The organism is Hymenobacter sp. BRD128 (assembly GCF_013256625.1).
Taxonomy (GTDB): Bacteria; Bacteroidota; Bacteroidia; order Cytophagales; family Hymenobacteraceae; genus Hymenobacter.
Genome location: NZ_CP053908.1, coordinates 2,878,002 through 2,891,581 on the forward strand (window position 1 = coordinate 2,878,002; position 13,580 = coordinate 2,891,581).

Sequence of the window (13,580 nt, forward strand, 5' to 3'; positions counted from 1 at the left end):
AGAAAGAATTTAGCAACCGGAATTGTCGCCTTGATACTTCCTGCTGCTAAATTCTTTCTGCCAGATTCCCTTTTCAATAAACCTGCGGACTTGGTTTGCAGTACGCTTGCGCATGCCTTCTTCTCGCCCGGCGGCGCCCGCCCCTGCCGCTGATTTTGCAGCCCGCCAAGCGCTGGCGCTGCTAGCCCACCAGCGGCTGTGCGCCGAGTACGGGGCGCCGTTTTTGTTTTTCAGTGATAAAGACCCGCTAAGCGAGCTTATCAGCGCGCTGCTTTCGCACCGCACCAAGAATGCCGACTCGCACCGCGCCTATCAGCAGCTGCGCGCCACCTTCCCAACCTGGGAGGACGTGCGCGACGCGCCCACCATCGACGTGCAGCGCGCCCTGAGCGCCTGCACCTGGCCCGAGCAGAAGGCGCCGCGCATCCAGGCGGTGCTGCGCGAGATAAGCCGCCGCTGCGGCGACGAAAACCTGCCGCCCTGCTCACTCGACTTTCTGGCCGACCGCCCCATTGCCGAGGCCCGCGCCTGGCTCGAAAGCATAACGGGCGTGGGGCCCAAGACCAGCGCGGCCACGCTGCTGTTCAGCAAGTTGCGCCTGCCGGCCATGCCCGTCGATAGCCACCACTACCGCGTGGCGCAGCGGCTGGGCCTCATTGGGCCGAAGGTGGGCGAAGGCCCCGCCCACGCCCTGCTGGCCGCCCTGCTGCCGCCCGACTGGACGGCCCAGCAGGTGTACGACCACCACGAGGCACTCATGTTTCACGGCCAAAAGTGCTGCTTTTTTCACCAGCCCGCCTGCCAGCGCTGCATCATGCGCGATGTGTGCCCCGTAGGGCAGGCGGCAGTGGCTAGCCCCTCATGACCATCCACGTACAAGCCAAGCCTAATGCGCGCCGCAACGAGCTGCGGCCTGGCCCCGCTGGCCGCTGGCTGGTACGCCTGGCCGCCCCGCCCCATGATGGCCAGGCCAACACGGCGCTGCTAGCCTTCCTAGCCGCGGTGTTTGGCGTGCCCCAGCGCGACGTGCAGCTGCTGAGCGGCCATACGGCGCCCTTCAAAAAGGTGGAAATAACCGGCTTGAGCGACGAGGCCGGCGCCGCCGTGCTGGCGCGCTACCGGGCTAGCGGCGGCTAGGGCAACGGCGCCGTACTTTCGCGGTCAGCCTTTGTTTTTACCGCTATATGTCCGCCGACGCTACGCTCCAGCCGCTGCTCGATGCCCTCAAGTTTTCGCCCGATAACCTGCCCCTGCGCCAGCATCTGGGCGGGCTGCTGCGCCAGACCGGCCAGCCCCAGCCGGCCGAGGACCTGTACCGCGAGGGCCTGCGCTACCATCCCACCGACCCCACGCTGCAACTAGGGCTAGCCGACGCCTACTTTGCCCTGGGCAAAACGTCGGCCGCCTTTGTAGTGGTGGAAGAGCTGCTGGGCCAGCACGACGACCTCGGGCCCGCGCACCTGCTGCACGCCCGCCTGCTGCACGCCAGCCAGCAGCCCGACGCCGCCCGCGAGGCCTACGCCCAAGCTCTGCGCCTCGACCCCGGCCTAGCCGATACTACCCTAGCCAACGAGCTGCAAGCCAATGCTCCGCGCCGGGTGCCGGCCAGCGGCCCGGCCCCTGGTTTTGGCGAGCCGGCTAGCCCGGCCGCGCCCGCCCTGCTAGGCCTCGAAAAGCCGCGCATCACTTTTCAGGACGTGGGCGGCATGGAGGCGGTGAAGGAGGAAATCCGGCTCAAGATTATTCACCCGCTGCACTTCCCCGATTTATATAAGGCCTTTGGCAAGGCTAGCGGGGGCGGGCTGTTGCTGTACGGCCCGCCCGGCTGCGGCAAAACCTACCTGGCCCGCGCCACGGCCGGCGAGGTGCAGGCCAATTTCCTGAGCGTAGGCATTGCCGAAATCCTGGATATGTGGCTCGGCAACAGCGAGAAAAACCTGCACCAGCTTTTCGAGCTGGCGCGGGCACAGGCGCCGTGCGTGCTGTTTTTTGACGAGGTAGATGCCCTGGCCGCCAACCGCCACGACCTGCGCCAGAGCGCCGGCCGCACCGTCATCAACCAGTTTTTGGAAGAACTCGACGGCGTGTCGGCTTCCAACGAGGGCGTGCTCATCATGGCCGCCACCAATGCCCCCTGGCACCTCGACCCGGCTTTCCGGCGCCCCGGCCGCTTCGATAAAATCACGCTCGTGACGCCGCCCGACGAAGGCGCGCGCGCCAGCATCCTCGAGATTTTGCTCAAGGGCAAGCCGCTAGCCCCCGATGTGAAGCCCGCCGCCGTGGCGGCCCGCACCGCCGGCCTCAGCGGTGCCGACCTCAAGGCCGTGGTCGATGGCGCAGTCGATACGCGCCTGCGCCTCTCCATGCGCGCCGGGCGGCCGCTGCCCATCGAGCAAAGCGACCTGCTCGATGCCGCCAAGCTTGTGAAGCCCAGCACTAAGGAGTGGTTTGCCACGGCCCGCAACTACGCGCTGTACTCGAACGAGGGCGGGCTGTATGACGAGATATTGGTGTATCTGGGGGTGAAAAAGCCGGGGGGACTGTAATGGCCGGTGCGGTTCGGGTGGGTACCAGCCCCGCCCCTGGCTGGTTTGCGCAGGCGCAGCAACTCGTGGAGCTGGGCCGCTACGCCCTGGCCGAAGAGCTAGTGCGCCGGGAGCTGAGCCAGCACCCGCGCTCGGCTACTGCGCAGGTGATGCTGAGCCTGATTTTGCAGCACACTAATCGGGCAGCCGAGGCCGAAACGGCTGCTCGCCAGGCGCTGGCGCTCTCGCCGCAATATGCGGAGGGCTACTATTTTCTGGCGCTTAGCTGCTGGCAGCAGCGCCGACTGCCCGAGGCCGGCGCCGCCATTGCCACCGCGCTTGAGCTCGACCCGCTGGCGGCCAAATACTACGGCGTGCAAAGCGGCTTGCAGCTGGCCTGGCAGCAACCCACGCAGGCCCTCCTCATCGCTGATGCAGGCCTGCGGCTCGACCCCACCAACCTCACCTGCCTCGACTACCGCTTGCAGGCCCTGCGAGTGCTGAACGAGCCCGCGCGGGCGCAAGCCACGGCCCGCAGCATCCTGCGCCTGGCGCCCAACCGCGCCAAAACGCACGTGGCACTGGGCGAGCTGCTACTGGCCCAAGCTGCCTACGCGCCGGCCGAAGCGCATTTTCGGGCCGCGCTGCGCAGTGAGCCGGGGCTAGCGGCCGCCCGGCAGGGCTTATCGCAAGTCTGGAAGCAGCATTTTTGGCTGCACCGCCAGGCCGAGCGACTCGACAGCTTTGCGCAGCGCATTAATGAGAAGCTAGTCAACAAGATAGGCGCGAGCGCTTACGTGCTGTACTTCGCGGGGCTCGTTCTGCTCATGCCCATCCTGTGCCTGCCCTTAGCGCTGCTCTACGGCGGAGCCTACTTGCGCTGGCGGCTAGCGCCGGCCGTGCGCGTGTTGCGCAGCCGCAGCCGGGTGCCCGACCTGCCGTGGTGGCAGCTGGCCCCAATAGCAATCGGCTGCCTGGGCGCCGCCGCGCTGGCCATTTTTCTGCCGGCTAGCCTAGCGGCGGCGGCCACGGCGGTTGCCCCCCTAGCCGCCTTCGGCTTTTGGCGGGAGGTGTGGGGCGAGCCGGGCCCCGAGCCCGAGCGCGACCAGGTCGAATGGTTTTAGGTGGTGGGTGGAGCGGTCGTGGTCGGGCTGTTTGGGCTCGATGATGCACCACTGGCCATTCGGGCGCGGCTTATTCTTTTTGTCTACACCGCCGGCCTGAGCGTGATGGCTTTCGTGCCGCTGCGGGGTGCTCGCTAGCCCTGCCTGCATGCTCAACAGCTGACAATTGCCTTACAGTTAATTTTTTTGATGCCTTACTCTACCGATTGGCTGCCCCGCGTGCAGCTCCTCATGCAACAGAATCGCCTGCCGCAGGCCGCCGACGAGCTGCGCCGCCAGCTGCGCCTCGACCCGCACGAGCCGGTGGCCCACGCCCTGCTCGCCATTTGCCTGCTCGACGATGCGCAGCGCCTGCCCGAAGCGCAGGAGGAAGCCGAGCTAGCCATTCACCTGGCGCCGGAGTACGACTTTGCTTTCTACGCGCTGGCCTTGGCCCAGCACCGCCAGCACCGGCCCAAGGAAGCGCTGGCGGCCATCAACCAGGCGCTGGCCCTCGACCCGGCCGATGCCAGCTACTACCTCGTGCTGGGCCAGTTACGCCTCGAAAGCGGCCAGTGGCAGGCGGCCCTGCAAGCTGCCCGCACCGGCCTGAGTTTCGACAGCGAGCACGCCGGCCTGCACGGCCTGGAGGCTCGCGCCCTAGCCCGCCAGGGCCGCCGCGAGGAGGCTAGCCAGGCTGCCCGCGCGGCCTTGGGCCGCGGCGCCGAAAGCAGCGACATTCAGGCCCAGGCCGGCTGGGTGGCGCTCGAAACCAACCGCTCCCAGGAGGCCCTCGAGAACTTCCGCGAGGCCCTGCGCCTCGATGCCACCTCCGACTACGCCCGCGCCGGGCTGGTGGAGGCACTTAAGGCCCGGTACTGGGTGTATCGCACCTTTATGCGCTTCATGTACTGGGTGAGCTCGCTGAGCGCGGGGCTGCGCCGGGGCCTGCTGCTGGGGGCCTACGTAGTGGCGCGCTTCGTGCCGGTGCTGCTGCCGTTCTACCTGGTTTTTGCGTATTTGAGCTGGTTTAAGGATGCGCTATTTAACTCGCTACTGCGCGTGAGCCGCTACGGGCGCTACGCGCTTAGCGCCCGGCAAACGCAGCATTCCAATCATTTTCTGGCCTTGCTGGGCGTGGCCGTGGTGGCGGGGCTGGGGGCTTTGCTAGGGCGGCCGGGCATACCGGGCCTGGGTACGCTGGCCTTCGTGGCGCTGGGGCTGCTGTTTCCGCTGGTGGGCACCGAGCGGCTGTCGGCGCGGCCCAGGCAGCAGCAGTACTCGCGCTGGGTGGGCTGGGCGCTGGCCGCCGTGGGGGTGGGCAGCGCCTCGCTGGCCATGCTGGAGGTAGCGGGGGCTAGCCAGCTGTTTACCGTGTTTTTGTACGGCACGGTGGCGTATACCTGGTTTTTTGCCTTGCAATAACGAGGTGAGTTAACGTGGCTATTGCTGGCCGCCTACTTCTTCCGCTTCCAGCGGTAGTAGCGCCGGTACCAGGGCGCAGTTTTTTTGAACAGGCTGCTGGCCGACTCGTGCGGGAACATATTGATGCGAAAAATCTGCATCCGGTCGTCTTCCAGGTGCAGGCCCCCAGTGTCGGTGGCCACGGCGTAGGTGAAGCCGGCGTCGGCCGCCAGGCGCTTGGTTTCGGGGCTGAGGTCGCCGTAGGGATAGGCGAAGGAGACGATAGTGATACCGAGGCGGCGTTCCAGCTCGGCCTTGCTGGCGGCGATTTCGTGGGCGGCCTCGGCGGCGGGCAGGCTAGCCAGGCGCGGGTGCGTGAGGGTATGCGCCCCGATTTCCCAGCCCGCCGCCACGAAGGCCCGCTTCTGGGTTTCACTCATGATGTCGGCACGCGGCTCGGTGGGGTCCTGGGCGAGGTCCCACTGGTTGTAGCGCACCTCGAAATCGCCCAGTAAATACAGTACGCCGCGGTAGCCGTACTGCTGCATGAGGGGCAGTAGATTGGTATAATTATCAGTGTAACCATCGTCGAATGTCAGCACGATGGGCCGGCGCGGAAACTCGGCCAGCGGGCGCCGGCCACTGGCAAAATCCTGGTAGTCCTGGAAGGTAATGGGCGTGAGCTTTTGGTCTTTAAAATAGGCCAGGTGCTTCGCGAAATTCTCCTTCGTGACAAAAATCTGGTGCCTGGTAGCGATGGGCGCTTCCGGAATTTTGTGGTACATGAGCACCGGCATGAAAGCGGGCGCGGCCAGGGCCATGCGCGCCGACTCGTACACGCCCAGCACCCGCGCCGCCACGCGGGCCAGGTCGTAGTCGTGGCGCACGCGCTGGGCCAGGGCCGGCGCCACGCGGTGCGGCCGGGCCAGAAACGCCCGCGCATCGGCCAGCACCGGGGCCGGGTCGAAACCGGCGGCCGGCTGCTGCCAGGCCGAAATATCGCCGAAGTTGGAAGCGGCCGCCGCCGGGTAGCTCGCCAGCGACACGGGCCCGGCGTAGAGCGCCTCGCCCAGCGCCAGCACGGCGCGGCCCTGCCCCAGCGCCTCCATGGCCACGCGCCCGGCCCCGATGACAAGGTCAGTTTTGCGCAGCCAGCCGGCTACGTCGTCGGTAAAGCCAATAACTTCGACGCGCTCGCCGTATTGGCTTTGCAGCTGCGCCAGGGCCATTTTGCCGGCCTCGGGCAGCTGTTCCAGCTCGCCGCCGATAAGCGCCACGCGCAGCTGCGCAAACTCTTGAAGCAGTGCGGGAAACACGTGCTGCAACAGTGCCGCCGCCCGCTCGCCCTTGGGCCCGTTGAAACGGCCGATGAAGGCTAGCCGGAGGAAGGTAGAAGTAAAAAATGAAGAAGTAAAAATTGCCGCACCTTCGGCTGCAGTTTTTACTTCTTCATTTTTTACTTCTACTTCCCACTTAATTCCATTCGGCACGACCACGATTTTAGCCGGTGCCATCTTCACTTCTTCGCGCAGGTGCTCGGCCAGGTTCTCGCAGATGGCGATGACTTTCTGGCCGTAAATATCGAAGAGCGAGGTGGAGGTGTGCAGGTGCTGGCGGCCGTGTATAGTGCTCACCAGCGGCACCCCCAGCCCGCGCAGCGCGAAGTAGCTCACCCAGCTAGCGGCCCGCGAGTGGGCGTGCACCACGTCGATACCATGCTGGCGCACCAGTTGGCGCAAGGCCCGGATGTTGCGCAGGCGCTGCCCGTAGGTGCGCTGGCTGATGGGCAGCTGCACCTGAGCCGCCACCGTGGGCAGCGCCGCCGCATCGGAGGCTAGCCACACCTGGTGGCCCTCGCGGTGGTGGGCCTTGGCCAGGGCCACGGCGTAGGCTACCGAGCCGGCAAAGAAATTGGCGGACAGTACGTGCAGAATGCGCATGAGCGCAAAGGTCAATTAGCAGTTAGCAATTAGCAATTAGCAATTGGCAGAAAAAAGACCCTGCCTAGACAAACTACTCTTTTTCTGATAATTGCTAACTGATAACTGAAACTACGCCCAGGCGCGGCCGGCTACGTTGCTCATGTATTTCTGGCCGCTGCCGGTGTTGAGGAGCAGAATGCGCTCGTCGGCGCGCAGCCAGCCATCGGCTAGCAGGCGGCGGGCGGCCATCCACACGGCGGCGCCCTCGGGGGCTACGAACAGGCCCTCGTGGTTGCCCAGCTCCCGCATACCTTCCAGCATTCCTTCCTCGCTGATGGCTACCACGGTGCCGTTGGACTCGCGCAGCACATCCAGCATCAGGGGCTCGCCCAGCGGGCGGGGCACGGCCAGGCCATTGGCCAGCGTGGGGCGGCCGTTGTAGTTGTGGCAGTTGGCCTGGCGGCCGAGGTAGGTTTCGAGTAGCGGGCAGCAGTTTTCGGCCTGCACGGCTACCATGCGGGGCAGCCTGGTTTCGGGGGCTAGCCAGCCCAGGGTTTTCATTTCCTGAAATGCCTTCCAGATGCCGATGAGGCCGGTGCCGCCGCCGGCGGGATACAGCAGCACGTCGGGCAATTGCCAGTTCAGCTGCTCGGCTATCTCGTAGCCCATCGTTTTCTTGCCTTCGAGGCGATAAGGCTCTTTAAGCGTCGAAATATCAAGCAGTTCGCCATTCGCATTGAGCTGGCGCACGCGGGCCGCGCAGTCGTTGATAAGGCCATCGACCAGCTCGACCTGCGCGCCGTACCAGTAGCATTCTTCCTTAAAGGCTTCGGGAGTGTGGCGCGGCATCACCACGGTAGCAGTTAGCCCACCGCGGGCGCAGTAAGCGGCCATGGCCACCCCGGCATTGCCGGCCGTGGGAATGATGCAGCCCTGCGCCCCTAGCTCCTTGGCTTTCGACACGGCCATACTCAGGCCGCGCGCCTTGAAGGAACCCGTGGGGTTTTGGCCTTCATCTTTGAGCGTGAGCGAGTTGAGGCCGTAGTGCGCAGCTAGCCGGGGCAGCGTGAGCAGGGGCGTAAGGCCTTCGCCCAGCGTCACCTTATTGGCATCGTCGAGCAGGGGAAGTAGTGCGCCGTAGCGCCACATCGAGCTGTCGGCCAGGTCGATACCATCGGCGCGGCTCAACGACTTACGCAGGCTGTAGTCGGCCACCAGCGGCTGCTGGCAGCAGGCCGACACGCCTTGCAGCTCAAAGGGCGAATAGGCGGCGCCGCACCGGGCACAATGCAGGGCGTGTATCCGGGAAACGGGCAGCGTGGCTACTTGGTTCATAGGGCAAAGTTGTGACTGCCCTATACGGGTTGCTATGCCCTGGCGAAATGGAGTTTTGGCATAGGCTATTCCTTAGCGGAATAATAACGCTGCGTAAAACGCAGAAATTCGCGGTAGGGGCCCCCGTTTTCCGTACCCTTGCGCTGAATGAAATTGAATTTACGCTGCAAAAACAAGTCTTTGATTTTTACCTCCACCAATTCGCCACTGGCCAGCTCCTTTAACACCGCCTGCCGGGGCAAAAAGGCCAGGCAGGTAGCCTCCACGCGCACGAAGTTTTTGAGGGCCTCGGTGCCGCCCAGACGCACCCGCACCGGCAGGGCCGCCAGCCGCAGGTGGTGCTGCTCCAGGGCTTCTTCGAGGACCGCCAGCGTGCCCGACCCTACCTCACGCAGCGCGAGCGGAATACTAAGCAAGTCGCTGACTGCCAGCTGGCGGCCGGCCAGCGGGTTGGCCGCCGCGCACACCGCCACTACTTCGTCGGTGAGCAGCGGCGTGTAGGTAACGTTGCTGACTTTGTGAATACCCTCGATGATGCCGAGCTCAATCTCGTGCTCCAGCAGGGCCTTGAGAATGTTATCGCTGTTGCGGTTTTTGAGGCTGAGCTGGTGCTGCGGATGCTGGCGCAGCCAGGCCGCCACCACCGGGGGCAGCACGTAGAGCGAAATGGTAGTGCTAGCTCCAATGAGCAGGTGCACGGCCGGGGCAAAGGCCGGGGTTAGCTCGCTCATTTCTTGCTGCAACTCTTGCTGCAACTGTTTGGCTTGTAATAACTTTTGATACAGCCTTTGCCCGGCGGGCGTGAGCAGCACGCTGCCACCCAGGCGTTCAAAAAGGCCGGTTTTATAGTGCTCTTCGAGGGCTTTCACCTGCTTGCTCACTGCCGACTGACTGATGAACAGCGCCTGGCTAGCCTTGGTAAAGCTCAGGCGCTGGGCTACTTCAAGAAAAATTTCGTGGGCGTGGGAGAGCATAGGGTACCTGCTTGCAGCGGCCTAAAGGTAGCAGCCCGCCTATTTTTCCGCACGCCCCCGCGCCCCCGCTATTGAGCCCGCCCACGTGTCCTTCAGCCGGCCGGCTATTGTTTTAGCACAACTTTTTACTTAATTTATCTTATACAAGGTCTTGATGAAGGTGTTCGCACGTATCTTCTCTTGCTAATGCTAAGAAGCTGACTTTATGAGTACTCACTACAACGCGGCTACTCAGCTGGCCGGGCTCTTGCGACATTTTCTGAGCTGGCCAGCGCTGCTACCCCTCAAGCAGCTGGTTCGAAGCGGGCAAACACTGCTCAATTATGCTGATTTTCAGCGGATAAAGCAGCTATCAACTTCCCTGCCGCTGGCTACCTTGCTGGAGCGCCAGCCGCGCTTTCGCTACAAATACCTTTCTGGCTACCTAGCAGCCAGCTTTTCGCGGCCCAAACGCCTGGCTGCGCTTCTGTATCACTACGATTTTCTGACGGCAACCGCAGGTGTCGCCTTTTTCGAGCAAGTGGCCCGGAAACTACTTATCTGGCAGGAGCAGCACGGGGCCGGGCACTTTGCCATCCACTTAGCTTACCCGGCGGTCGTGGGCTTTGAGGGCGAGCTTTCGCTCTATTTCTCGGTCAATGGCATTCTGCTTCAGGTAGTATCGTTCGTGATTGTGCCGGGCCAGTTGGTGGGCGCGCCGGGTAAGCCCGCCCTGCTGCTGAGCCAAGTGCAGGGCGCGCATCAGCCCGCGCTTCATAAGCACGCTACCAAGACGCTGCTCGACATCACGCCGGCTGCCCTGCTGATGCACGCTGCCTACGGGCTGGCCCAGGCCCTGCGCATCGACCACGCAGCCGGGGTAAGCACCGAGGAGCAGCTCAGCTACGGTAGCGGTAGCGGCTTCAACTACAACACTTTCTGGGAGCAATTTGGCGGCGAGCGCACGACCGGTGGCTTTTTCAGGCTAGCCATTCCGGCCCCCGAAAAACCGCTGGAGTGCATAAAGTCGGCCCACCGGGTACGCACGCTGCGCAAGCGCCGCTACAAGCACGCCCTGCGTCAGGCAGTGGAGCAGCAGTGCCGGGCCGTATTCAGGCTACGCGATTAATCGTTGACAGTGTTAGCCAGAGTTAAGGAATTGCCCCGGCTACCAGTGAAGAATAACCAGATTTTTCTGGACGTTACTAGCTTCATCGGGTTGCGGCGGCCCGCGCCGGTCGTAACTTGCCCGTAGCTGCCATCTGCCCGGCAGGCTTCAACTTGCTTGGCAGCAGCCCATTACCACTGCTGACCCTGGCGGCCTGGGCGGGCTGCCAGGCTACCTACCCGTATGCTGGCTATGGAAACGACTACTAATGAATGGGCCGGGCAATTTCAGCCTACTAAACCCAGCGAGCTGCAACTGCTCAAGGCCAAGGTGGCGCAACTGGAGCAGCAGCTTCAGCAGGAGCGCAAAAACCGGCTTCAGCTGCGCGCCAGGACCGAAAAAAGCCAGGCCGACCTATTGCGCCAGCTGCTGGCCGCCACTCCCAACCCGGTGTGTGTGCAGGACGGGCAAGGCCGCATCATTCTGGCCAACGACGCCTACCACCACCTGCTACGGCTGCGGGCCGGCCGGGCCGATTTTGTGGTGGGCCCCGACCCGGCGCTGCTGGCCGGCGACGCTACGCGCAGCTACGAGGAGCAGTATGAGCGGCCCGATGGCCCCCCGCTCAGTTATCATATTATTAAGAAACCATTTGTGCGGCCCGACGGCACGCGCTACCTGCTCACGAGCGCCACCGACATTACGGCCCTGAACCAGGCGCGCGTGGCCGCCGAAGAATCGGCCCGCGCCAAGGAGGCTTTTCTGGCCAATATGAGCCACGAAATCCGCACGCCGCTCAACGGTATTATCGGGCTGGCCCGGCTGCTGCGCGGCGCGGCTAGCCCGGCCGAGTACCCCGACCACCTCGACAGCATTCTGACGAGTGCCGAGGGCTTGCTGGTGGTTATCAACGATGTGCTTGACTTCGCCAAAATCGAGTCGGGTGCTCTCGACCTTGAAACCATGCCGTTTGCCGTGGAGGCGGTGGTGCAGCGCGCGGCCAAAAGCCTGGCCTACAATGCCCAGGCCAAAGGCTTGCAGCTGCACGTGTGCCTGCCCGCGGCCCCGCTGCCGGTAGTGGCGGGCGATGCCAGCCGCCTGGGCCAGATATTACTCAACCTGCTCACCAACGCCATCAAGTTCACCCCGGCCGGCGAGGTAACGGCCACCGTAGACGTGAGCCACTACGAGGGCGGGCGGGTGCACCTGCAATTTTGCGTGGCCGACACGGGCATCGGCATTGCGCCCGATAAGTTTGCCCAGATATTCCGCAGCTTTGGGCAGGCGGCCAGCTCCACCACGCGCCTGTATGGCGGCACGGGGCTGGGGCTAGCCATTAGCCAGCGCCTGGTGGAGCTACAGGGCGGGCGCATCTGGCTCGATAGCCAGCCGGGGCGCGGCAGCCGGTTTTTCGTTAGCCTGCCTTATAAGGTGAGCGAAGAATTACCAGCCCCGGCCGAGCCCGCGGCCGAAGCGCCGGGCCTGCTGCGCGGCCTGCGCGTGCTGCTGGTCGAGGACAATGCCGTGAACACGCTGCTGGCCACCTCGCTGCTCCAGGCCTGGCAAGCGAGCGCCGACGTGGCCGCCGACGGCGAGCAGGCCCTGGAGCGGGCCCTGGCCACGCCCTACGATGTTATTCTGATGGATATCCAGATGCCGCGCCTCGATGGCCTCAGCGCTACTGCCCACCTGCGCGGCACGCCCGGCCCCAACCAGCACCAGCCCATTATCGCCCTCACGGCCAATGCCCTTAAAAAGGACGTGGAAACCTACACCGCGGCCGGCTTCACCGACTGGCTCGTGAAGCCCTACCACGAAAACAGCCTGTACCTGGCCCTGGCCTACGCCAGCGGGCGCGCCGTGCGCCCCGCCGCCCCGTCGGCCACCCGGCCGGCGGCGCCCACCTACGGCTTCGCGGGGCTGGGCAAGCTAGCCCACGATACCACCTTCATTCGCAAGATGCAGCGGCTTTTCATCGACACGGTGCCGGCCCAGCTCGGGCAACTCGAAGCGGCCGTGACCGGCCACCACTGGGAGGCCGCCAGCCAGCTTAGCCACAGCCTGAAATCGACCTACGGCAACCTGCAAATAGACGAAGCCACGCACTATGCGAGAAAAATTGAAGGGATTTTAAAAAAAAATCCGACCAGTGAAACTCTTCTTAATTTGCTAGTTGCCTTGCGCCTGGTTACCAGCCAGATGGTCGAGGCTTTTGAGACAAGTCTACGGCAGCCCGAATCGCTCTAAATGGCGCAGCACCGTCGAAAAGCAGCATTTCACAGATAAATTCTATTTTACTAAAACATTACGCTACGCTGCTGAGCGACAAAACATAGCACTTAAATAACATTGTTTTGTACAAATTCAGCCTCCCGAATAAGCTCTGCCGATAAAAATATTTAGGCCGATGTTGCATTGACAAGTAAGTTTAGTTTGCGTATCTTCCGTTCGATAACTGCTATAAACTAACCTGTTGGCTTTGAACCGCCGGCTGCCCCGCTGAGGCAGCTGCTTGCCTACAAGCCTGGGCCCATTAGCAGCTTACGCTCTTCCCAAGCGGGCGCGCGCGCCGCTTTACTCCCACCCCCACTCGTACTGCGTCTTTTTGGACAGCCCCCTTTTTGGCGGCCTGGCTTGCTATTGTCCAATTATTTGACTTGGGCAGCACGCCAGCTGGTCATATTGGTTCCGCTCGAGCTCGGTTCCCGGCGGTCGTTTTGTCAGGTAGTCGCCTCTTTATCCTTTCCCCCCGCTTGATTTCATGCTTAGCCTTCACCATGCGCCACTTCTATGTACAATCTCAAGAAAACCCTGCTCATCATTGATGACGAACCCGCTATTCGGCTCATTTTAGAGCACTACTTTGCCAGTGAGTACGAGGTAGTGCTTACCTCTAATGGCCAGGAAGCAATGGACTGGCTGCGCCAGGGCAACTACGCCGATGCCATTGTGGCCGACTACGAGATGCCCGTGATGAATGGCCTCGCCTTCATCCGGGCGCTGCGGGCGCTGCCCACCAACGAGAGCGTGCCCCTGCTGATGCTATCGGGCACCGACGAGACCAGCAAGAAGATTGCCTGCCTCAAGGCTGGCGCCGACGATTACCTCGTCAAGCCCTTTAACCCCGAGGAGCTGGAAATCCGCATTCAGAAAGTACTGGGCCGGGTGAGCGTGTAGCTCATCGGTATACTTGCTGGCTAGCAGCCATTTACTCATCTCTACCTCACCTC

At 63.4% G+C, this 13,580-nt stretch carries 11 protein-coding genes; 8 read left to right on the plus strand and 3 right to left on the minus strand.

The genetic code is table 11. From position 1 onward, the window contains the following. Positions 1-112: 112 nt before the first annotated feature. The 5 genes from nth (at position 113) to GKZ68_RS12825 (ending at position 5,053) form a co-directional block, all read left to right on the plus strand. Positions 113-865 (plus strand): endonuclease III, encoded by a 753-nt coding sequence (nth, locus tag GKZ68_RS12805; RefSeq protein WP_173115385.1) that lies wholly within the window; start codon positions 113-115, stop codon positions 863-865. Further along, complete coding sequence (locus tag GKZ68_RS12810) at positions 862-1,137, plus strand: DUF167 domain-containing protein (RefSeq protein ID WP_173115388.1); 276 nt, start codon at positions 862-864, stop codon at positions 1,135-1,137. Before nth ends, GKZ68_RS12810 begins: the two co-directional genes overlap by 4 nt. A 47-nt stretch (positions 1,138-1,184) precedes the next feature. Then, positions 1,185-2,546, plus strand: a complete 1,362-nt coding sequence (locus GKZ68_RS12815; protein WP_173115391.1) for a 26S protease regulatory subunit — start codon at positions 1,185-1,187, stop codon at positions 2,544-2,546. After that, positions 2,546-3,649 carry a tetratricopeptide repeat protein gene (locus GKZ68_RS12820; protein ID WP_173115394.1) on the plus strand — a complete coding sequence of 368 codons (1,104 nt, stop codon included), beginning with the start codon at positions 2,546-2,548 and terminating at the stop codon, positions 3,647-3,649. The genes GKZ68_RS12815 and GKZ68_RS12820 overlap by 1 nt, the downstream gene beginning before the upstream one ends. 189 nt (positions 3,650-3,838) lie before the next feature. Beyond that, entirely contained in the window at positions 3,839-5,053 is a 1,215-nt protein-coding gene (locus GKZ68_RS12825) for a tetratricopeptide repeat protein (RefSeq protein WP_173115397.1), read from the plus strand. A 32-nt stretch (positions 5,054-5,085) separates the two neighbouring features. On the opposite strand, the gene GKZ68_RS12830 is transcribed toward GKZ68_RS12825, so the two are convergent. The 3 genes from GKZ68_RS12830 to GKZ68_RS12840 all read right to left on the minus strand — a co-directional run bounded on the left by GKZ68_RS12830 (position 5,086) and on the right by GKZ68_RS12840 (position 9,263). Further along, a complete protein-coding gene (locus tag GKZ68_RS12830) occupies positions 5,086-6,972 on the minus strand; it encodes a polysaccharide deacetylase family protein (RefSeq protein WP_173115400.1) in 1,887 nt (628 codons plus the stop codon). Between the two features lie 111 nt (positions 6,973-7,083). Continuing rightward, positions 7,084-8,289 (minus strand): threonine synthase, encoded by a 1,206-nt coding sequence (locus GKZ68_RS12835; protein WP_173115403.1) that lies wholly within the window; start codon positions 8,287-8,289, stop codon positions 7,084-7,086. A gap of 65 nt (positions 8,290-8,354) precedes the next feature. Beyond that, entirely contained in the window at positions 8,355-9,263 is a 909-nt protein-coding gene (locus GKZ68_RS12840; RefSeq protein ID WP_173115406.1) for a LysR family transcriptional regulator, read from the minus strand. A 205-nt stretch (positions 9,264-9,468) separates the two neighbouring features. On the opposite strand from GKZ68_RS12840, the gene GKZ68_RS12845 reads away from it, so the two are divergent. The 3 genes from GKZ68_RS12845 (at position 9,469) to GKZ68_RS12855 (ending at position 13,527) form a co-directional block, all read left to right on the plus strand. Further along, positions 9,469-10,371, plus strand: a complete 903-nt coding sequence (locus tag GKZ68_RS12845; protein WP_173115409.1) for a DUF535 family protein — start codon at positions 9,469-9,471, stop codon at positions 10,369-10,371. A gap of 231 nt (positions 10,372-10,602) precedes the next feature. Then, on the plus strand, positions 10,603-12,597 hold the full coding sequence (locus tag GKZ68_RS12850) for a PAS domain-containing hybrid sensor histidine kinase/response regulator (RefSeq protein ID WP_173115411.1): 1,995 nt from the start codon (positions 10,603-10,605) through the stop codon (positions 12,595-12,597). Positions 12,598-13,140: 543 nt separating this feature from the next. Beyond that, complete coding sequence (locus tag GKZ68_RS12855; protein ID WP_173115414.1) at positions 13,141-13,527, plus strand: response regulator transcription factor; 387 nt, start codon at positions 13,141-13,143, stop codon at positions 13,525-13,527. Positions 13,528-13,580 lie beyond the last annotated feature (53 nt).

Coding starts and splice junctions, on each gene's coding strand:
- GKZ68_RS12810 (WP_173115388.1), top strand. CDS start 862: ATGACCATCCACGTACAAGCCAAGCCTAATGCGCGCCGCAACGAGCTG.
- GKZ68_RS12845 (WP_173115409.1), top strand. CDS start 9,469: ATGAGTACTCACTACAACGCGGCTACTCAGCTGGCCGGGCTCTTGCGA.
- GKZ68_RS12820 (WP_173115394.1), top strand. CDS start 2,546: ATGGCCGGTGCGGTTCGGGTGGGTACCAGCCCCGCCCCTGGCTGGTTT.
- GKZ68_RS12850 (WP_173115411.1), top strand. CDS start 10,603: ATGGAAACGACTACTAATGAATGGGCCGGGCAATTTCAGCCTACTAAA.
- GKZ68_RS12830 (WP_173115400.1), bottom strand. CDS start 6,972: ATGCGCATTCTGCACGTACTGTCCGCCAATTTCTTTGCCGGCTCGGTA.
- GKZ68_RS12815 (WP_173115391.1), top strand. CDS start 1,185: ATGTCCGCCGACGCTACGCTCCAGCCGCTGCTCGATGCCCTCAAGTTT.
- GKZ68_RS12835 (WP_173115403.1), bottom strand. CDS start 8,289: ATGAACCAAGTAGCCACGCTGCCCGTTTCCCGGATACACGCCCTGCAT.
- GKZ68_RS12825 (WP_173115397.1), top strand. CDS start 3,839: ATGCCTTACTCTACCGATTGGCTGCCCCGCGTGCAGCTCCTCATGCAA.
- nth (WP_173115385.1), top strand. CDS start 113: ATGCCTTCTTCTCGCCCGGCGGCGCCCGCCCCTGCCGCTGATTTTGCA.
- GKZ68_RS12840 (WP_173115406.1), bottom strand. CDS start 9,263: ATGCTCTCCCACGCCCACGAAATTTTTCTTGAAGTAGCCCAGCGCCTG.
- GKZ68_RS12855 (WP_173115414.1), top strand. CDS start 13,141: ATGTACAATCTCAAGAAAACCCTGCTCATCATTGATGACGAACCCGCT.